Here is an 18,113-nt window from a genome sequence, read left to right as displayed (position 1 = left end):
GTTGCTGAGGCGCAACGCCGGTTCCACGAAAGCAGCTTGATTGCCGCGTCGCGGCAACTTTGTTGCGGCTGGCACGTTTGGTCGGCCATGACGCATGCCTCGCTTCGTCCCATGGACGCCTTCGATCCCACCGAACCCGCCATCCTGCACGACCGCCTCACGGACACGATCATCACCTGGACGGCTGACCAGGCCGACGATTACAGGCGGGCCAGCCGGCCGGGCCCCGAGGGAACGGTGGCCTGGAAAACCTATCTGTTCGATGGCTGGGGCAACGTGCTCGGTGGCTGAGCACCGTCCGCCGGTGCGCTTGTCGCGGCCGGCGTGATTCGGCCAAAGCCTTGAACGCATTAAACATCTTGTCATGCGCGGGACGCGATGTTGCAATGCGACAAAGTATGTCGCAATGCAGCAAATTCGACCTAACTATGCTCCGACTCTTCCACTTCCGGAGCATCACCAATGAACAAGAAGACTTTGTCGATCGCCGCAGCCATCCTGACGATCGCGGGCAGCACCGCGGCTTTTGCCGCCGAGCTGCCGACTTACGAGACCAACGGATTTGCGGTCTCGCCATTGCAGGTTCGCGTCCTCGGCGCCGCCCATGTCGAGCAGCAGGCTGCTGCGCCGACCACGGTCGCCTCGGCCCACCAGACCAACGTCCTCAGCCCGCGCAAGCTGACGACCGCGAACGTCACCACGGGCGCTGCCCGCTGAGCTGACACGCATGAAGGCAGGTGGGTTCCGCGGAGGCGCGGGATCCACTGCCTTCGTTTACGTCCGCCGCTACGCCTTCCTGACGAACTCCGACTTCAAGTTCATGGCGCCGATGCCGTCGATCTTGCAGGCGATGTTGTGGCCGTCGCTGGCGTCCTGGAGACGGATGTTGCGCACCTTGGTGCCGCCCTTGACCACCGAGGACGAGCCCTTGATCTTGAGATCCTTGATCACGATGACGCTGTCGCCATCAGCGAGCGCATTGCCGTTGGCATCGCGCACGCCGGCATCCGGCGCACTCTCCGCGGCCGCTTCCGCCGCGCCGCTCCATTCATGGCCGCACTCCGGGCAGACCCAGAGATCGCGGTCCTGATAGGCGTGCTCGGAGCTGCAGGCGGGGCATTTCATCGCGTCGGTCATGGCAAGTCTCGTCTAACCCTTTGCTCGTCTCACGTTCGCGGCGCGACCGTAGGGGCCGGGAACAGGAAAGCAAGGGAAAGCTGCCGACGGCTGTGCCGGCCCATCGCCTGCCGGTGCGATATCACCGAAACAGCGCAACGAAGATCACGTAGAGCCAGCCGAGGATGCCGTGGATGATCGCCCACAGGATCGAATGGTTGTCGGCATAGGAGATCGCGATGGCGAGCGCCGAGCCGAAGCCGACACCGTATTTCGCGCCTTCGACGCGCACGCCGTAATAGCGATTGCCGTTCATGATGATCCCTCCTGACCTCAATTGAGCGCGAGCTTATGCATTCGTCTCGACCCTGGCGAGCATGATCGATGAGCCAATGTCGCGCGCGCAGGTCGTATCGCGAGCGCCGTCCTTGACGCAGATCAACCTGGCCTTGCCGGGCAAATCTAGGCTGGCTCCATGATTCAATCACGGTGAGGTTGGGCGATGTCGCATAGTGCTCGAATCTATCTCGGCCTCGCTCTCCTGGTCGTGTTGTCGCTGCTGTTCCTGTTCAGCGTGGTCCACACCGCCGCGGGCGCGCCGCGGTCCGGCCCGCGCGCGGTCGCCGAGGGGCATCGCTTGGCGCAGGCATGGTGCCAGAGCTGTCACGCGGTCGAGCCGGGCATGGCCGGATGGTTCGACGAAGCCCCGAGCTTCCAGGCCATCGCCGACCGCAGCGGCACCACCGCGCTGGCGCTCAAGGTGTTCTGGCGCACCAGCCACCACAACATGCCGAACATCGTGATCTTGCCGGAGCAGGCGGACGTGCTGTCGGCCTATATCCTCAGCCTCAGGCGCAGGTGAGCACCTCGCCGACACGGCGGACACGATTTTTGCGAAAACAACCCCATGCACAGTAGAGCGGGCCTTGATAAGGCTCGCGTTTTCGGCTGCGCCGAAATTGGGTTGCGGCGTCGGGCAAAACAGCGGCATCATCCCGGATGACGCTGACGCGCCATCCGGGCTAGGCTTGCGACGCAATTGCGCAGCGAGTCCGACATGAGCTTCCTTCTCAACATCGATGTCCCCGATATCGAGCAAGCCACCCGCTTCTACACCGAAGCCTTCGGCCTCACGGTCGGCCGCCGCTTCGGCACCGGCTTCGTCGAGCTGCTCGGCTGGCCGGCGCCGGTCTATCTCCTGACCAAGCAGGCCGGCACGGTGGGCGCCGGCGGCGACCGCCGCCGCTACGCCCGGCACTGGACGCCGGTGCATGTCGACGTCGTCGTCGAGAATGTCGATGCGGCCGTCGAACGCGCGCTGCGGGCCGGCGCGGTCCTGGAGGTGCCGGCGCGCGATGCGCCCTATGGAAGGATCGCGATGCTGGCCGATCCGTTCGGGCACGGCTTCTGCCTGCTGGCGTTCAGCGCGAAGGGATACGACGCGCTTTTGGAGGCTCGTAGCCCGGATGGAGCGCAAGCGTAATCCGGGAAGCTTCACCCAGCGACACAAGACCCCGGATTGCGCTACGCTCCATCCGGGCTACGTTCGCATGCGGAAGCCAGGATCGGGGCGGCATGGCAAAACGAGCGAAAAGCAAACCGACACGGAAGCTGAAGACCTACCAGACCTCGCTCGGCTTCTACGACCAGGCCATTGCCGCGCCCTCGATGAAGGCGGCGCTCGAGGCCTGGGGCGCCAGCTCCAATCTGTTCCATCAGGGCGCCGCGAAGGAGACCGACGATCCTGATGTCGTCGCGGCGACGCTGGCCAAGCCCGGCGTCGTGCTCAGGCGCCCGGTCGGATCCGACGGTCCCTTCACCGAAAGCGCCGAGCTGCCGACCGATCTTGCCGAGGACGATGCCAGGCCCCGGCGAAAATCCGGCAAGCGTCCGGCCAAGACCGCAAAGAAGTCCGCCAAGTCCGCAAAGACGCCGTCGCGCAAGGTCGACGAGCAGGCGGCCCGCAAGGCCGCGGCGGCGTTCGAGAAGGAGGAGCGGCGGCGCGAGGCCGCGCGCCGCAAGGAGGAGGCCGCCCGCGCCAAGCAGCGCGCGCGCCGCGACAAGGCCGTCGCCGCAGCGGAAGCCGCGCTGGACAAAGCGCGACGCGAGCACGAGGCGAAGGCGGAGGAGATCGAAGCCGCGCGCGCCGCACTGGACGAGCGCTCTGAAGCGGAACAGTCGCGATGGGACAAGCAGCGCATGAAGCTGCAGGAGGCGCTGCGCCGCGCGCGTGAATGAGGCGTGCCTGCTGAAGCTGTTGCCCCGCACTCCGCCCTCATCCTGAGGAGCCCGCCCAAAGCGGGCGTCTCGAAGGATGGCCGCGGAAAACATCTCGCGCGAAATTCGCTTGCCTTGCCTGATATCCTTTTGCACTCTTCGCTGCGAAGGAGACAATGCATGACAAGAATAACCGCCGCCTGCGCGCTCGGAACCGCCCTGGTGCTGTGCAGCCTTGCAACATCAGGCGCCGAGGCGAAGCCGCGCAAGGCCGTCGTCGTTCGCGCCCCGCAAGAGCGGCTCATCATCACCGCGCCCGTGCTGCGGCCGACGCCGTGGGATTACAACATCGTTCCGCGCTATCGCTATCGCCCCGAGGACGACAAGGTCGATCCCTACGGCCCGCCGCTGGTGCCGTCCTACGTTCGCTACGAGGGCTGGCGCTGGCCGTATTGGTGGTAGCTGACGACAATTCGTAGGGTGGGCAAAGGCGCGCTTGCGCCGTGCCCACGTTCTTTCTCCGATATGATCAAGGTCGTGGGCACGCTTCCGCCTTCGCTCTTCGAGCTACGGCGGACAAGCCGCTTTGCCCACCCTACGGCACCGTGCAAGTGCAACCGCAGCGCGACGCTCTCCGTCTTCAGCCCGGCTTGCATGGAACGGCACTCTCGGCGTTGTCCACAGGGGCAATGCGCGGGCCGCGCGGTTAACAGATTGGTTATGTCTTTGCGGGCATTTTCGCGACCTCAGTCAGCGAGGAGGCACCATGTCCGACATCACCATTCCCGGCGGCAAGATCCGTTCCTTCGTCGAGCGGATCGAGAACCTCGACAGCGAGATGCAGGAGCTGAGCGAGCAGAAGAAGGAAGTCTTCGCGGAAGCCAAGGGCGAGGGCTTCGACGTCAAGATCCTCAAGGAGATCATCAAGCTGCGCAAGGAAGACAAGAACGAGCGCGACGAGCGCGAAAGCCTGCTCGACCTCTACATGCGCGCGATGGAGACGGCTTCGCCGGAGCAGGCGAAAGCGGCGTAAGACGATCGGGTTGATGCTCGATGGTAGCCGCGATCTGCGGATGGCGGCTACCGCGTAGGGTGGGTTAGCCGAAGGCGTAACCCACCACCGGGTGTCTCCGAGAACGCAAAAGAGGTGGATTACGCTTCGCTAATCCACCCTACGCGCCGAGACATCGCGCGTCACTTTTCCTTCTTTTTCACGCTGATGTTGCCGTCGCCTTCGATATAGGCCTCGATCACGTCCGCAGGGCTGTCGACGCCTTCTTCCCGAAGCTTGCTCAGCAACTCGTCCATCGTCACCAGCTCCTGTCGCAAATGGCGGCGAAGCACCTTTCCGTTCTTGATCAGAAGCAGCGGCGGGGGCCGAACGAGTCGCTCCACGAAGGGCACGTGATAACCGAGCCAATCGATGGCAAGGTTCCAGAAGATAATGGTGGCAACGAGCACCAGGCCTTCGGTGATCGACCGGTATTCACCCGCCATGCCGTTCTGTGCGGCGTCGGCCAGGAGCACGACGAGCAGCACATCCGGGATGCTGATTCCGCCGGTTTGTCGCTTCAGGATGAGGCGCATCAAGATGAAGATGCCGAAATACATGATGGTGCCCCGCACGAGCATTTCCAGGAGCGAATGCGTCGGAGCAAAGATCTCGTGCCAGGGCAGCTCGAAGTTCAACATGGGGCCTCGCATCTGGACGGAAGCAACGTGGTGGAGCAGGTTCGGGCTCTTCAGCTCCGGCGCCGCTTGGTGGCTTGGCCGATCACCCTGGGATGGGAGAAGTCGGCTTCGCTTTCGATGGATTGCGCGGGGTTGCTGACGGGACCTGTGAAGGCGTCCGTCCACTCGCCCAGCATCTCGTCGCGGTCCGGCCAGGTGTCCATGGATTCCTGGTCGCGATACATCGCGAAGGGGCGCAGCGTGCTCTCGTAGAAATCGACCTGGGCGTGGCGGCGATATTGCGCGGGCTGGTAGCCGTTCCAGTGCAGGAGCTGCTTGAGCGGCCGGCGGTAGCGGCGGTCCTGGTCGACGGCGGGATAGCCGATCGGGATCGTGCCAAAGGCCGTCATCCATTCGGGATAGCCCAGCACTTCTGCGAGCTCGCGATTGGTCTCGGCCTCGCCGCCGCCGGACAGCCAGGCCGAGGTCAGCCCTTCCGCGGTGACGCCGAGCTGGATGTTCTGGATGGCCGCGCCGAGCGAGCAATAGAAGATCGCCTCGTTGTTGTCGCGATATTCGGCATCGAACTCGGGCGAGGTCGCCTGCGGAAAGCAGACCTTCCAGCGGGGATCGCCGAGCACGAGGATGATCGCGACGGTGTTGGCCAGATAAGTCTTCTTCACCGCCGGAAAGCCCTTGGCGTGATCGACCAGCCGCTGCGCCTGCCGCAGGAACACCGCGAGCACCTTCTCGCGCATCGCGGGATCGTCGACGACAACGATATCCCAGCACTGCACGTTCGCCCCCGACGGCGCCCAGCGCCCGCAATCGACGATCCGCTCCAGCAAATCCCGCCCGACGCTGCGGCCCGGCTCGAACTTCCGCACGCTGCGGCGCTTGCGAATGACGTCCTGGAATAGCGGGGCGTCGGTCATGGAGCGGTTCTCCCGGTGTTGTCGTTGGGAGGAGTGTAGGGCGAGAGGAGTGGGGGAGGAAGGCGGGACCGCGTGGGGTCCGACGGATATCGCGCCTCTCGATGTCGTGTGAGGAACCAAGGGCGAAAGCATTCGATTGAATGGCATCGCCTCACACGCAATGGAGACAACGGATGGAACTGTCCGGGAAAAGAATCGCGATCCTCGCCACCCACGGCTTCGAGCAGTCCGAACTCGAAGTGCCGCGTGACACCCTCAAGGCGGCCGGCGCGACAGTGGAGATCATTTCGCTGCAAGCCGGCGAGATCAAGGGCTGGGACGAGAAGGACTGGGGCCGCCCGGTCAAGGTCGACAAGACCCTCGACCAGGCCTCTGCCGGCGATTATGACGCCCTCGTGCTGCCCGGCGGCCAGATCAACCCCGATCTGCTGCGTGTCGAGCCCAAGGCGCTTCAATTCATCAAGAGCGTTTTCGACGCCAAGAAGGTCGTCGCCGCAATCTGCCATGCGCCCTGGCTGCTGGTCGAGACGGGCATCGCGCGGGGCCGCAGGATGACATCCTACAAGTCGATCAAGACCGACGTCGCCAATGCCGGCGCGAAGTGGGAGGATGCGGAGGTCGTCGTCGACCAGGGCCTCATCACCTCGCGCAACCCCGGTGACCTCAAGGCCTTCAGCGCGAAGATCATCGAAGAGGTGAGGGAAGGTCGCCACACGCAGCGGAGCAGTGCAGCGTAGTCGCCATCGCAGTGATGATGCACGCGACGACATCGAGCCGTATAGCGGCGGTGGAATGCAGCAGCGGCCATCAATAGCGGCCGCCGCTGCCCTTTTGCTGATCGATCCAGGCTGACAATGATTTCGGCGCGGGTTTCGCAGTCCGGCCGGTTGATGCCTTCGGATTGCTGCGAACGCCTGTCGCCGAACGGGCGCGAGAGGCTTCGGCTGCGCCAGCGCCCTTCAAGGCCGCCACCGATGCCTCCGCGGCTTCCTTCTCCAGGCGCAACTGCTTCAATCGCGCCATCTTGAGGCGCTCCGCCTCGACTTCGGGGCGTTCGGCGAGTAGCGGCTTGGCTTGAGCAAACTCCTCCGTGACGACGACCCCGAGAATGGTGGTCTCGCCGAGCGCCTTGCAGGCCTCTAACCGATGCAGTCCCTCGACCAGCACGAGGCGATCTCCGTCGCGCTGAACGGAGATGGGTGTCTGTTGTCCGATGTCCAGGATACTTTCCGCGATCTCCGCGACGGTGGCGGGCTTGATGGCTTTCCTCTGCTTCGTAGGTACGAAGATCTTCTCGATCGGGAAGCTTTCCGGTTTGGGCATAGCTCGACTCCGCTTCTACCGACCGTCAGGACACATGCCGGCGGAGTCAGTTTAGGAGGGAAGGGTTCGACGGCAAAGGCAATTTCTGCTCATACGATGGGCTGAGCTCTTGCGAAACTCATCAATGGTCTTGGGTGGAAAGTTGGGTTTCGCAAGGGCTTTATCCATCCTACGGTCTTTAAGACGCGACAATGGGAGGGAGTATCCCTCTAATAACCTCGGAGACGCCGGGCGCACTGTTGTTACGCAACGCGCGTACAATCCATTGCTCGAATTGTCTCTTGGTCGTTCCCTTTGCCTTGCAAGCAATTCCGAGAATGCCTTTGTTGTCATACCACTTGAGCAACTCGGGGGCATTTCGATCTTCGATGGCTTTTTGGATGCTTCTCGTCGCCAGTCTAGCCAGATCCTCGACGTTAATGGCGGTTGTTTTTGACACGAAATCAGCGGCAAGCGTCGAAACGTCTTTGGCACTCTGGAGATCTAGCTTCTTTAGCGTACGATCTATCCTTCTTCGACAGTACCTCAGGACGACCGGAGTTTGATTTGCGGGCATTTTAGCTTGATCGAAGAGTTCATCTAGAATGTCAGAGACTTTCGACTCGACTGTTGCTCCCTCAAAACCCTCTGCACACCCAATTGCTCTGAGGACGTCCGGTAGAAGAAAGAGATTTTCTATCTCGGAAACTGGAAGAATAGCGATACCTTTGCTCATCAGAAATTGGATTTCATTAGAGTCATAGGCGTCGGAATCGACGATGCCAGAACACATTGTCGCGGTAAGGGCAGCGTTGGCCCGCATCGAGGTAACCGCGTGAATGACCTCTTCGCACGAGCCTCGCGGGATTATGGTCCAATCTGGATAACAAGCCCGATAAATGGCTCGGTCCAGACTTTCGCTCAAGCCTTCGACAAACAGGATCGGTTTGCGGCTCCCAAGAATGAGGGTCGCGATATCTTCAGGAAAACCCGTGTCTTCTGGCACGGGTTCGATCGTCCAGTTTCTCGGCGGCTCATAGTCTCTAAGAATGTATTTTCGTCCGTCCCGCGAGGCGACAAATTCCAAATCATGCGAGATAAGGACTATCGCGCAGTCAGACCTAGCCGCTTCCAGTTCATCCCACAGCCGCGACATGATTGAACGATGGATGTGAAGTTCCGGCTCATCAAAGATAATGAGACTATCCGGCGGCGCCATCAGTGCTTGACCGATCAGATAGAACGTTGCGCGTTCGCCGTCGCTCATTTCCGCTGCGGAATACTGCGCGCCTGAGGCGGCAACGACCACAATATCATCACCACTAACCCGAAGCTTTCTGTGCGGAAGCAGGCGATCCCATATTTCGATCAATTTCTTAAACTTGGTCGAGCACTCCGGGTAAACGCCGTTCCCTGAACGATCCTTGCTGGCCCTATACGCAGCCAGAGCGACGTTTGTTTGGTCGGCAAAGAGTGCCTAGATCAGATATTGATAGTCATCGAGCAGGGTCGTCGCGGCCTTACTGTTCCATCGGGCAATCGCCCGATCAGTGATCAAAAAGGAGTCTTGTCTATTGCCGGTATGAAGGGCACGAAGCGCGAATTCTTCGTTTATCTTGATAACGGTGGGATCGAGCTTCAATGCGCGGTGAGCGGAAATTCGGTGAGCCTTTCGCTTTAAGGCATCCTCGATGAATACCGCGAGTCGGGTCTTGCCACCACCGTTCGCTCCGACAAACAAAAGGGACGTCCCCGGAGCGACTTCGAATTTCATTTCTCCCGTTGAGGTCGGAATAGAAAAATTGAACGTCATGGCAAGCAGTCCGGATGAGCGAAGCGCGTAGGATGGGTTGAGCCCCTGCGAAACCCATCGTTGCCTTGGTTGCTGTTGATGGGTTTCGCTTTCACGCTACCCATCCGACGGGGTCCAGGCTCGATCCGGCAGAGACCTTCAAGTCCTTCGTCGATTGGAGGGGCCGGCCAGCGGATCATCCCGCTAGACTACGCCGCATGCTCCGTCGATCGCGTAACATCCCCGCGTCCGGCAAGCAGGCCAGCGATGGAAATGTCCTCGTCGAGTGCGTCCCAATGCAGCCCGACGCGGCTCAATTCGACCTGGTCGCGCTCGGCGGGCGTGGCGTGCAGCAGCCGCGGAAACCAGGCGAGGGGGACACCGAGCGTCCGGCCGTCCGACAATTCGACCCACATCGTATGTTCGTCAAAGCGAACGCTAGTTGCCGAAATGCTCATGCCAAGCCTTCAGGAGAAGATCGCGGTTGTCCTCGACGACGCGCAGGATATTCGAAAGTTCCCGCGGATTGAAGCCGTAACTGTCGGCGATCGATATGGCCGGCTCAAGCCAGACCTTGGCATCACGGCCGCCGCCTTTGACGTGGACATGCGCCGGCTCGGGCGGCTGCCCCTCGTTCGAGAAGAAGTAGTAGCGCAAGCCGCCCTGGCGTAATGCAACCGGCATCGATGCCTCCGGGCGACTTGCGCTGCTGGTATCAGCTACACCCCGTCGTGCTGCCGCACGTATCACACTTCATGCAGGTCCCATTCCGCACCAGCGTGAAGTTGCCGCACTCGCTGCACATCTCACCCTCGTAGCCCTTGGCCTTGGCTTCGGCGCGGCGCTCCGCCTTGGAGGGCACCGCAACCGCGGCGCTGCCAGCCTTGCTCCATTGCAGGGCTTCCAGTTTCTCCGTCGGCGAGAGGTCGTGCTGGACTTCCTGCTTCAGGGCAACGGCGCCTTCGATGGCGTCGCCGGCGCGGGCTGAGGCACCGTGCGCCAGGGCCGTGACCTTGCTGCCACCGCTAGGCGCGCTGTCGTTTCCTTGCGTGACCGCGGCCGAGCCGCCGCGCATCACGACGAGGTTGTCGGTCCGCGAGCGGGTGAGGCCGCGCGAGACCAGGCGGGTGGCGTGGTGGCCGCCGTCCTCGTCCGGCTCCTTGCCTTCATCGACGCCCTTGCCGAGCGCGTCGAAGCCGGTCTCGTTGGGGTCGACATGGGCGAGGTCGAAGCGCGACATGTAGCTCACCGCGAGCTCGCGGAAGACGTAGTCGAGGATCGAGGTCGCGTACTTGATGCTGTCGTTGCCCTGCACGGGGCCCGCCGGCTCGAAGCGGGTGAAGGTGAAGGCGTCGACATATTCGTCCAGCGGCACGCCGTATTGCAGGCCGAGCGACACCGCGATGGCGAAGTTGTTGATGAAGGAGCGCAGCGCCGCGCCTTCCTTGTGCATGTCGATGAAGATCTCGCCGAGACGGCCGTCGTCGTATTCGCCGGTGCGCAAGTACACCTTGTGGCCGCCGACGACCGCCTTCTGGGTGTAGCCCTTGCGGCGGTCCGGCATCTTCTCGCGCTCGCGCATCACGATGATGCGCTCGACCAGCTTCTCGACGATCTTTTCCGAGACCTGGGCGGTGCGGGCGGCAAGCGGCTTCTCGTAGAGATGGTCGACCGCATCGTCCTCGTCCTCATCGTCGCTGATGAGCTGCGAGTTCAGCGGCTGGCTGAGCTTGGAGCCGTCGCGATAGAGCGCGTTGGCCTTCAATGCGAGCTTCCACGACAGCATATAGGCGGACTTGCAGTCCTCCACCGTGGCGTCGTTCGGCATGTTGATGGTCTTGGAGATCGCGCCCGAGATGAAGGGCTGCGCCGCCGCCATCATGCGGATGTGGCTCTCGACCGACAGATAGCGCTTGCCGATCTTGCCGCAGGGATTGGCGCAGTCGAACACCGGATAGTGCTCAGGCCTAAGGTGCGGGGCACCTTCCACCGTCATCGCGCCGCAGATGTGGACGTTGGCCGCCTCGATCTCGCGCTTGGTGAAGCCGACGGCCTGGAGCAGGTCGAAGCCGGGCGCCGCGATCGCCTCGGCGCCGATGCCGAGCTGGTCGCGGATGAAGTCCTCGCCGAAGGTCCACTTGTTGAAGGCGAACTTGATGTCGAACGCGGTCGGCAGCGCCTTCTCGACCTTGGCGATGGCTTCGTCGGTGAAGCCCTTGGCCTTCAGGGTCGAGGCGTTGATGCCGGGCGCGTTGGAGAGCGAGCCGTGGCCGACGGCGTAGGCCTCGATCTCCGCGATCTCGGCTTCGCGATAGCCGAGCGCGCGCAGCGCTGCGGGGACCGCGCGGTTGATGATCTTGAAGTAGCCGCCGCCGGCGAGCTTCTTGAACTTGACCAGGGCGAAGTCGGGCTCGATGCCGGTGGTGTCGCAATCCATCACGAGGCCGATCGTGCCGGTCGGCGCGATCACCGTGGTCTGGGCGTTGCGATAGCCGTGCTGCTCGCCGAGCTCGAGCGCCGCATCCCAGGCCGCCTGGGCATGGCTGACGAGGTCGGCTTGCGGGCAGGAGACGAGGTCCATCGGCACCGGGTTGACGCTGAGCGCCTCGTAGCCGTTGGACTGGCCGTGGGCGGCGCGGCGGTGGTTGCGGATCACGCGCAGCATATGCTGGGCATTCTTCTTGTAGCCGGGGAAGGTGCCGAGCTCGGAAGCGATCTCCGCCGAGGTCTTGTAGGTGATGCCGGTCATGACGGCGGTCAGCGCGCCGCAGAGCGCACGGCCTTCCTTGCTGTCGTAGGGCAGGCCCATGGTCATCAAGAGGCCGCCGATATTGGCGTAGCCGAGGCCGAGCGTGCGGAACTCGTAGGAGAGCTCGGCGATCGCCTTCGACGGGAATTGCGCCATCATCACCGAGATTTCGAGCACGATGGTCCAGAGCCGGCAGAGATGCTCATAGCCCTCGACGTCGAAGCGCTTGGTCTCGATGTTGTAGAACGTCAGCAGGTTGGCGGAGGCGAGGTTGCACGCCGTGTCGTCCAGGAACATGTATTCCGAGCACGGATTGGAGGCGCGGATGTCGCCGGACGCCTTGCAGGTGTGCCAGTCGTTCATGGTGGTGTTGAAGTGCAGGCCCGGATCGGCCGAGGCCCAGGCGGCGTAGCCGATCTTCTCCCAGAGGTCGCGCGCCTTCAGCGTCTTGGTGATCTTCTTGGTCGTGCGGCCGACCAGATTCCAGTCGCCGTCGGTTTCGACCGCGCGCAGGAAGTCGTCCCGCAGCGAGACCGAATTGTTGGAGTTCTGGCCCGACACCGTGAGGTAGGCTTCAGAGTCCCAGTCGGTGTCGTAGGTGTCGAACTGGATGTCCTTGTAGCCCTGCTTGGCGAACTGGATGACGCGCTTGATGTAGTTGTCGGGCACGAGGCTGCGGCGCGCGAGCTTGATCTCGCGGCGCAGGGCAGGGTTCTTCTCGGGGTCGAAGCAATCGTCGCCCGAGCCCTCGCAGTTGACGCAGGCCTTCAGCACCGCCTTGAGGTGTTTCTGGTTGATCTTGGATCCCGTGACGAGGGCGGCGACCTTCTGCTCCTCCTTCACCTTCCAGTCGATATAGGTCTCGATGTCGGGGTGATCGACGTCGACCACGACCATCTTGGCGGCGCGGCGGGTGGTGCCGCCGCTCTTGATCGCGCCGGCGGCGCGGTCGCCGATCTTGAGGAAGCTCATCAGGCCGCTCGAGCGGCCGCCGCCGGAGAGCTTCTCGCCTTCGCCGCGCAGGCGCGAGAAGTTGGAGCCGGTGCCGGAGCCGTACTTGAACAGGCGGGCCTCGCGGACCCAGAGGTCCATGATGCCGCCTTCGTTGACGAGGTCGTCACCGACGCCCTGGATGAAGCAGGCGTGCGGCTGCGGGTGCTCGTAGGCGGATTTGGACTTGGTCAGCTTGCCGGTGAAGGGGTCGACGTAATAATGGCCCTGGCCGGGGCCGTCGATGCCATAGGCCCAGTGCAGGCCGGTGTTGAACCATTGCGGCGAGTTCGGCGCGACCATCTGCATCGCGAGCATGTAGCGCAGCTCGTCGTAGAAGGCCTGGGCGTCCTCGTCGGACGAGAAGTACTTGCCCTTCCAGCCCCAATAGGTCCAGCAGCCGGCGAGGCGGTCGAACACTTGCTTGGCGCTGAGCTCGCTGACATAGCGCTCCTTCTCAGGGAGCGCGGCGAGCGCCTCGGTGTCGGGCACGGAACGCCACAGGAAGGAGGGGACGGATTCCTCCTCGACCTTCTTCAGGCGCGCGGCAACGCCGGCCTTGCGGAAATACTTCTGGGCGAGCACGTCGGAGGCGACCTGCGACCATTCCGTGGGCACCTCGACATTGTCGAGCTTGAACACGACCGAGCCGTCGGGATTCCTGATCTCCGACGTGGTCAGCCGGAAATCGATTCCGGCGTAAGGTGATTGTCCCTGGGTGGTGTGGCGCCGCTCAATCCGCATCGTCTTGCCCCGTCCTTAAGTTTTGACCGGTCTCGCCTCCGTTCAGGCGTGCCGGTCGACATTTCGTTCGCGGCGCCTTTGGCCGTTCGGCCTTGCAGCTCCGCAGTTCAGCCGGTGGACCCGGCCCTTGTTCTCCCGACGCGATGGCTGGTGCGCGCACCTGACATCCCGCCTGCCTGTCCAGGCCCCTCCGCCCCCAAGGGGATGAGCCCGACACGCGTTCAACGCCCCACCGTCACAACGTCTTTCCGTGCCATCCGAGCCTGTCGCCGGCCCATTCTGGCGCCCGAAGAATCCGCCCTTCGCGGGCAGACAAGCCCTCATCCGCTGCCTTTGGCTGGCCTGGCGGAGTGCCGATTTGCGAGACCCTTTGGGGGAGTGCCGGCGGGACGCAAACTCACTCGCGCCGAACGGATCGAAAGCTAGGACTCTCCGCTGCGCCCGTCAAGAACTAGTGCGGGTTCCTGAATCAAATACTAAATATGGTGGATTGTGGGGGATAACAGGGGTCTTGGCCGCGCCTGCTATGGAGACAAGTATCAGTGAGTCCTCACGGATTCCCAACTGAAAAAATTTGTATCTGATCATGCTGCGCAGGCTTCATCCCGCTGTTCACAGGGCAGGTATATTTTTGGGCGAAGGGATTGCGTCAGCTGGACTCACGTAGCCCTACGGAAGGTGAGGGCAGGCATGCCCGCCGAGATGGTGGCTTGGGCGACGAATCCGCGCCAAGCTGACCCTGATTTTGCCGGATACCCCACATGCTTGATTCGACTCGTCGGGATGCGCGGCCGCGCATCGCCCCGGCCGGCCTGATGTTCCTCGCCATCACCTCGATCGGCTGGGGCTTCAACTGGCCGGTGACCAAATTCCTGCTCGCCGAGCTGCCGCCGCTGACCCTGCGCGGGGTCACCGGCGTGCTCGGCGCCGTGCTGCTGGCGGCGCTGGCGGTGATGCGCCGGCAGAGCCTGCAGGTGGACGCCGCGATCTGGCCGCGCCTCGTCACCTCCGCCGCGCTCAACGTCACCGGCTGGATGGTGCTGATGGGCCTCGCGCTGCTCTGGCTGCCGGCGAGCGAGGCGGCGCTGATCGCCTACACCATGCCGGTCTGGGCCTCGATCATCGCTTGGCCGGTGCTGGGCGAGCGGCCGACGCTGCTGCGCACGCTCGGGCTGGTGATGGCCTTCGTCGGTCTGGCCTCGATCATGGGCGGCAACGGCATCGCCGCCAGCGTCGAGAAGCTGCCGGGCATCATCATGGCGCTGGGCGGGGCGTTCGGCTTCGCCGTCGGCACGGTGTTCTCCAAGAAATATCCGATCCACCTGCCGCCGATCGCGGCCGCGGCCTGGCAGATCGGGATCGGCTGCCTGCCGATCTCGATCATCGGCCTCCTGGTCGAGACCACGGATCTGTCGAAGGTGACGCCGCTCGGCTGGTGGCTCCTGGTCTATTCGGTGGTCGGGCAGTTCTGCATCGCCTATGTCAGCTGGTTCGCCGCATTGGCGCGGCTGCCGGCCTCGGTCGCCGCGATCGGCACCATGGCTGTGCCCGTCATCGGCGTCGTCGCCTCGGCGCTCGCGCTGGGCGAGCCGCTCGGCGCAGGGCAGATCGCCGCTCTGATCTTCACGCTGGCGGCGGTGGTGCTGGCGACGCGGTGAGGCCTCCTATTTGCGCATGATCTTGCCGGAGAACCGCTGCGCACTTTTCCGGATCATGCGCCCAGCGCCTTCCGGATCATCTCCGCGAGCTGGTTGCGCCGGTAGGGCTTGGTCAGCAGCATCACGCCGTCGTCGAGCTTGCCGTGATGGACGATGGCGTTGTCGGTGTAGCCGGAGGTGTAGAGCACCTTCACACCCGGCCGCAGCTTGGCCACCTCGTCGGCGAGATCGCGGCCGCTCATGCCGCCGGGGATGACGACGTCGGTGAAGAGCAGGTCGAAGGTCTGGCCGGCCGCGATCAGGTCCAGCGCGGTCTTGCCGTCGGGCGCGGCGATGGTCTTGTAGCCGAGGCTCTGCAGCTGCGCGGTGACGAAATTGCGCACCAGCGGATCGTCCTCGACGACGAAGATGATCTCGGCGCCGCCCTCGGCCGGCGGCGCGGCGGTGACCGCGACCTCCGCCGTGCCTTCGCCTGGCGGCAGATAGAGCTTGATCGTGGTGCCGTGGCCTTCCTCGCTGTAGATCTTGATGTGGCCGCCGGACTGCTTGACGAAGCCGTAGACCATCGAGAGGCCGAGGCCGGATCCCTTGCCGACCTCCTTGGTGGTGAAGAACGGCTCGAACGCCTTCAGCTGGATGTCGGGCGACATGCCGGTGCCGGTGTCGCTGACCGCGAGCATGATGTACGGGCCGGCCCTCACGTCCGCATGGGCCTGCGCATAGGCCTCGTCCAGCACGACGCGGTGGGTCTCCAGCAGCAGCTTGCCGCCGTTCGGCATGGCGTCGCGCGCGTTGATGGCCATGTTGAGCACGGCATTGGTGAGCCGGGACGGATCGATATGCGCGGTCATCGGCCCCTGTTCCAGCACGGTCTCGATCTGGATCTGCTCGCCGAGGGTGGGGCGCAGCAGCTTGGCGATGTCGGCGATGGCGGCGTTGATCTCGACGTTGCGCGGCTGCAGCGGCTGCCGGCGCGCAAAGGCGAGCAGATGCTGGATCAGCTCGGCGCAGCGCTCGGCCGCATCGTCGATCAGCCGCGCCACGCGCTGCAGCTCGGGCTGCTGCTTCAGGCTTTCCACCAGCGTCTCGGTGTTGCCGGAGATCACGGTCAGCATGTTGTTGAAGTCGTGCGCGACGCCGCCGGTCAGCTTGCCGATCGCGTCCAGCTTCTGCGACTGGTACAGCTGCCGCTCGGTCTCGCGCGACATGGTGGCGTCGTGATAGACCAGCACCGCGCCGGAGATCTCGCCGTGCCCGTCCAGCATGGGCCGGCCGCTGACCATGAGATGACGGGGCGCATTGCCGCTGTGCGGCCGGACGATCATCTCGAGGTCTTCGAACTTCTCGCCCCGCAGCACGCGCACCGATGGCAGCTCGTCGGCCTGCATCGGCGTGACGCCGTCGCCGTGGAAGACGTCCGACAGCGCCCGCAGATTGCGCAGGTTCATGCCGGTGCGATGCAGCAGCATGCGCTCCGCGGCCGGATTGGACAGCAGCACGTTGCCGTCGGCATCGATCACCAGCACCGCCTCCGCCATGCTGTCGAACGTGCTTTGCAGCACGTTGACCGACAGGCGCAGCTCGTCATGCGCGGTCACCAGATGCTGCGTGCGATCGGCCACCGCCGCCGCGAGCGCGTCCTTGGCGGCCGTGGTCTCGCTCAGCGTGCTTTGGAGCTGCACCGTGGCGCGCCGGCTCTCGCGCATCACCAGCGCGACCAGCAGCAGGATCAGCACGGCACCCGCGACATCGATGCCGAGCAGCACGACGCCCGTGCGGCGCGAATCCTGGGAGCGCGCGGCGAGCAAGCGTTCCTCCTCCGCGCTCAATCGGTCGAGATTGCCCATCACCGTGTCCATGAGACCGCGGCCCTCGGCCCTGCCGTTGAGCGCGGCAATGCCGGCCTGGTCGTTCGCCGCGCGCAGCCGCATCGCCTCGGCCGCGATCTCGACCCGGCGCAGCGCCAGCGGTTCGGTGCCCTCCAGCAGCGCGACCTGATCGGGATTGTCGCGGACGCCGCGCTTGAGGTCGGCCAGCGCCGGCGCGATCTGGGCCTGCACCGCCTGGAACTCGGCGCTGAAGCCCGGGCTGCGGTAGAGCTCGTAGCCGCGCGCGGCGCTCTCGGCGCGGCGCAGCAGCACGCGCAGATCGGAAATCTTCTTCTGGACCTGGACCGTCTGATTGACCCAGGCCGCATCCGAGCGCGACTTGACGTCGAGGGCGATCGAAGCCGCGGTGATGATCAGGAGGATGGCAAGTCCGGCACCCAGAATGACGCGCTGCGTTGGAATCAAGGGGCTTCTTTCTTGTCCTTCGGCTGCACGCTCTCGCTTGCGAGGCATTCCCGGATCGTGGTCAGCAACGCCTCCGGCGTGAACGGTTTGCGCAGGCAGCGCGTCGCGCCGAGCTCCAGCGCCATGCGGAGGAAATCGGGAGAGGGCGAGGCGGATGACGCGAAGGCGTAGCCGGACATCGCGATCAGCGGAGTTGCCGGTGCGCGCTCGTGAAAGATGCGGATCGACTCGAAGCCGCGCATGTGCGGCATGAAGATGTCGACCAGCATCGCGTCGAAGGTCTGCGTTTCCAGCGCAGCCAGTCCAGTTTCACCACCGTCGGTCAGCGTGACGTCGAAGCCCTGACGTTGGAGGAGGACCTCGATGGTCGCGCCGACCATCGGATCGTCATCAACCACGAGAATACGCGGCATGACACTTCCCAGTAGATCGAAGTCCCCACTGGGATTGGTGATATCCGCGAATCGTGTGTCGGGTCAATTTTGGATTGGGTCCGGGTACATATGCACGGTGCGATGCATACAGGTCCATTTACATGCAATTGTACACGTCATCGCCGGCGCTGGGCTCGCTCGAGGCGGCATCACGGAGATGTGCCCGATGCACGGAAAAGGCGTCGCAGCGCTGCGACGCCTTCCGTTACGC

21 protein-coding genes are annotated in these 18,113 nt (G+C 63.8%); 9 read left to right on the top strand and 12 right to left on the bottom strand.

Going from position 1 to position 18,113, the window contains the following annotated elements; all coding sequences use genetic code 11:
• Positions 1–87: 87 nt before the first annotated feature.
• Positions 88–291: a hypothetical protein gene (locus DCM79_RS13470; RefSeq protein ID WP_257180243.1), complete on the top strand. Its 204-nt coding sequence runs from the start codon at positions 88–90 to the stop codon at positions 289–291.
• 171 nt (positions 292–462) lie between these two features.
• The gene (locus tag DCM79_RS13465; RefSeq protein WP_257180242.1) at positions 463–717 is read left to right on the top strand and encodes a hypothetical protein; all 255 of its coding nucleotides are present in this window, start codon (positions 463–465) and stop codon (positions 715–717) included.
• A gap of 69 nt (positions 718–786) precedes the next feature.
• On the opposite strand, the gene DCM79_RS13460 is transcribed toward DCM79_RS13465, so the two are convergent.
• On the bottom strand, positions 787–1,137 hold the full coding sequence (locus tag DCM79_RS13460) for a zinc ribbon domain-containing protein YjdM (protein WP_028136708.1): 351 nt from the start codon (positions 1,135–1,137) through the stop codon (positions 787–789).
• Positions 1,138–1,258: 121 nt separating this feature from the next.
• Positions 1,259–1,432 carry a hypothetical protein gene (locus DCM79_RS13455; protein WP_164718698.1) on the bottom strand — a complete coding sequence of 58 codons (174 nt, stop codon included), beginning with the start codon at positions 1,430–1,432 and terminating at the stop codon, positions 1,259–1,261.
• A gap of 186 nt (positions 1,433–1,618) precedes the next feature.
• On the opposite strand from DCM79_RS13455, the gene DCM79_RS13450 reads away from it, so the two are divergent.
• The 5 genes from DCM79_RS13450 (at position 1,619) to DCM79_RS13430 (ending at position 4,366) form a co-directional block, all read left to right on the top strand.
• Positions 1,619–1,978, top strand: coding sequence for a cytochrome c (locus DCM79_RS13450; RefSeq protein WP_257180241.1), 360 nt, complete (start codon positions 1,619–1,621; stop codon positions 1,976–1,978).
• Between the two features lie 195 nt (positions 1,979–2,173).
• Positions 2,174–2,599: a VOC family protein gene (locus DCM79_RS13445; RefSeq protein WP_257180240.1), complete on the top strand. Its 426-nt coding sequence runs from the start codon at positions 2,174–2,176 to the stop codon at positions 2,597–2,599.
• Positions 2,600–2,691: 92 nt separating this feature from the next.
• Positions 2,692–3,354: a cell envelope biogenesis protein TolA gene (locus DCM79_RS13440; RefSeq protein ID WP_257180239.1), complete on the top strand. Its 663-nt coding sequence runs from the start codon at positions 2,692–2,694 to the stop codon at positions 3,352–3,354.
• A gap of 159 nt (positions 3,355–3,513) precedes the next feature.
• Positions 3,514–3,795 (top strand): hypothetical protein, encoded by a 282-nt coding sequence (locus DCM79_RS13435; protein WP_028136704.1) that lies wholly within the window; start codon positions 3,514–3,516, stop codon positions 3,793–3,795.
• Between the two features lie 304 nt (positions 3,796–4,099).
• Positions 4,100–4,366, top strand: a complete 267-nt coding sequence (locus DCM79_RS13430) for a DUF2312 domain-containing protein (RefSeq protein ID WP_025575662.1) — start codon at positions 4,100–4,102, stop codon at positions 4,364–4,366.
• A gap of 161 nt (positions 4,367–4,527) precedes the next feature.
• Here the strand turns inward: DCM79_RS13430 and DCM79_RS13425 are convergent, their stop codons facing one another.
• Both DCM79_RS13425 and DCM79_RS13420 read right to left on the bottom strand, forming a co-directional pair.
• A complete protein-coding gene (locus DCM79_RS13425) occupies positions 4,528–5,025 on the bottom strand; it encodes a DUF421 domain-containing protein (RefSeq protein WP_257180238.1) in 498 nt (165 codons plus the stop codon).
• Between the two features lie 50 nt (positions 5,026–5,075).
• Positions 5,076–5,939 (bottom strand): nitroreductase family protein, encoded by an 864-nt coding sequence (locus DCM79_RS13420; RefSeq protein WP_257180237.1) that lies wholly within the window; start codon positions 5,937–5,939, stop codon positions 5,076–5,078.
• 173 nt (positions 5,940–6,112) lie between these two features.
• Between DCM79_RS13420 and DCM79_RS13415 the strand changes: the two genes are divergently transcribed.
• Entirely contained in the window at positions 6,113–6,676 is a 564-nt protein-coding gene (locus tag DCM79_RS13415) for a type 1 glutamine amidotransferase domain-containing protein (protein ID WP_257180236.1), read from the top strand.
• Positions 6,677–6,746: 70 nt separating this feature from the next.
• On the opposite strand, the gene DCM79_RS13410 is transcribed toward DCM79_RS13415, so the two are convergent.
• The 6 genes from DCM79_RS13410 to DCM79_RS13385 all read right to left on the bottom strand — a co-directional run bounded on the left by DCM79_RS13410 (position 6,747) and on the right by DCM79_RS13385 (position 13,516).
• The gene (locus DCM79_RS13410; protein WP_257180235.1) at positions 6,747–7,262 is read right to left on the bottom strand and encodes a ParB N-terminal domain-containing protein; all 516 of its coding nucleotides are present in this window, start codon (positions 7,260–7,262) and stop codon (positions 6,747–6,749) included.
• 178 nt (positions 7,263–7,440) lie between these two features.
• The gene (locus DCM79_RS13405) at positions 7,441–8,613 is read right to left on the bottom strand and encodes an AAA family ATPase (RefSeq protein WP_257180234.1); all 1,173 of its coding nucleotides are present in this window, start codon (positions 8,611–8,613) and stop codon (positions 7,441–7,443) included.
• Between the two features lie 105 nt (positions 8,614–8,718).
• Complete coding sequence (locus tag DCM79_RS13400) at positions 8,719–9,054, bottom strand: hypothetical protein (RefSeq protein ID WP_257180233.1); 336 nt, start codon at positions 9,052–9,054, stop codon at positions 8,719–8,721.
• Positions 9,055–9,242: 188 nt separating this feature from the next.
• Positions 9,243–9,491, bottom strand: a complete 249-nt coding sequence (locus DCM79_RS13395; protein ID WP_257180232.1) for a DUF2442 domain-containing protein — start codon at positions 9,489–9,491, stop codon at positions 9,243–9,245.
• A complete protein-coding gene (locus DCM79_RS13390) occupies positions 9,472–9,717 on the bottom strand; it encodes a DUF4160 domain-containing protein (RefSeq protein WP_257180231.1) in 246 nt (81 codons plus the stop codon). The genes DCM79_RS13395 and DCM79_RS13390 overlap by 20 nt, the downstream gene beginning before the upstream one ends.
• A 31-nt stretch (positions 9,718–9,748) precedes the next feature.
• Positions 9,749–13,516, bottom strand: a complete 3,768-nt coding sequence (locus tag DCM79_RS13385; RefSeq protein ID WP_257180230.1) for a vitamin B12-dependent ribonucleotide reductase — start codon at positions 13,514–13,516, stop codon at positions 9,749–9,751.
• A 761-nt stretch (positions 13,517–14,277) separates the two neighbouring features.
• On the opposite strand from DCM79_RS13385, the gene DCM79_RS13380 reads away from it, so the two are divergent.
• Entirely contained in the window at positions 14,278–15,174 is an 897-nt protein-coding gene (locus tag DCM79_RS13380; protein ID WP_257180229.1) for a DMT family transporter, read from the top strand.
• A 53-nt stretch (positions 15,175–15,227) separates the two neighbouring features.
• On the opposite strand, the gene DCM79_RS13375 is transcribed toward DCM79_RS13380, so the two are convergent.
• Together DCM79_RS13375 and DCM79_RS13370 are read right to left on the bottom strand one after the other, a co-directional pair.
• Positions 15,228–17,468: a CHASE3 domain-containing protein gene (locus DCM79_RS13375; protein WP_257180228.1), complete on the bottom strand. Its 2,241-nt coding sequence runs from the start codon at positions 17,466–17,468 to the stop codon at positions 15,228–15,230.
• On the bottom strand, positions 17,465–17,881 hold the full coding sequence (locus tag DCM79_RS13370) for a response regulator (protein ID WP_257180227.1): 417 nt from the start codon (positions 17,879–17,881) through the stop codon (positions 17,465–17,467). The genes DCM79_RS13375 and DCM79_RS13370 overlap by 4 nt, the downstream gene beginning before the upstream one ends.
• Positions 17,882–18,113 lie beyond the last annotated feature (232 nt).

Source organism: Bradyrhizobium sp. WBOS07 (genome assembly GCF_024585165.1).
Lineage (GTDB): Bacteria > Pseudomonadota > Alphaproteobacteria > Rhizobiales > Xanthobacteraceae > Bradyrhizobium > Bradyrhizobium japonicum_B.
This window is presented reverse-complemented; position numbering and strand designations above follow the sequence as displayed.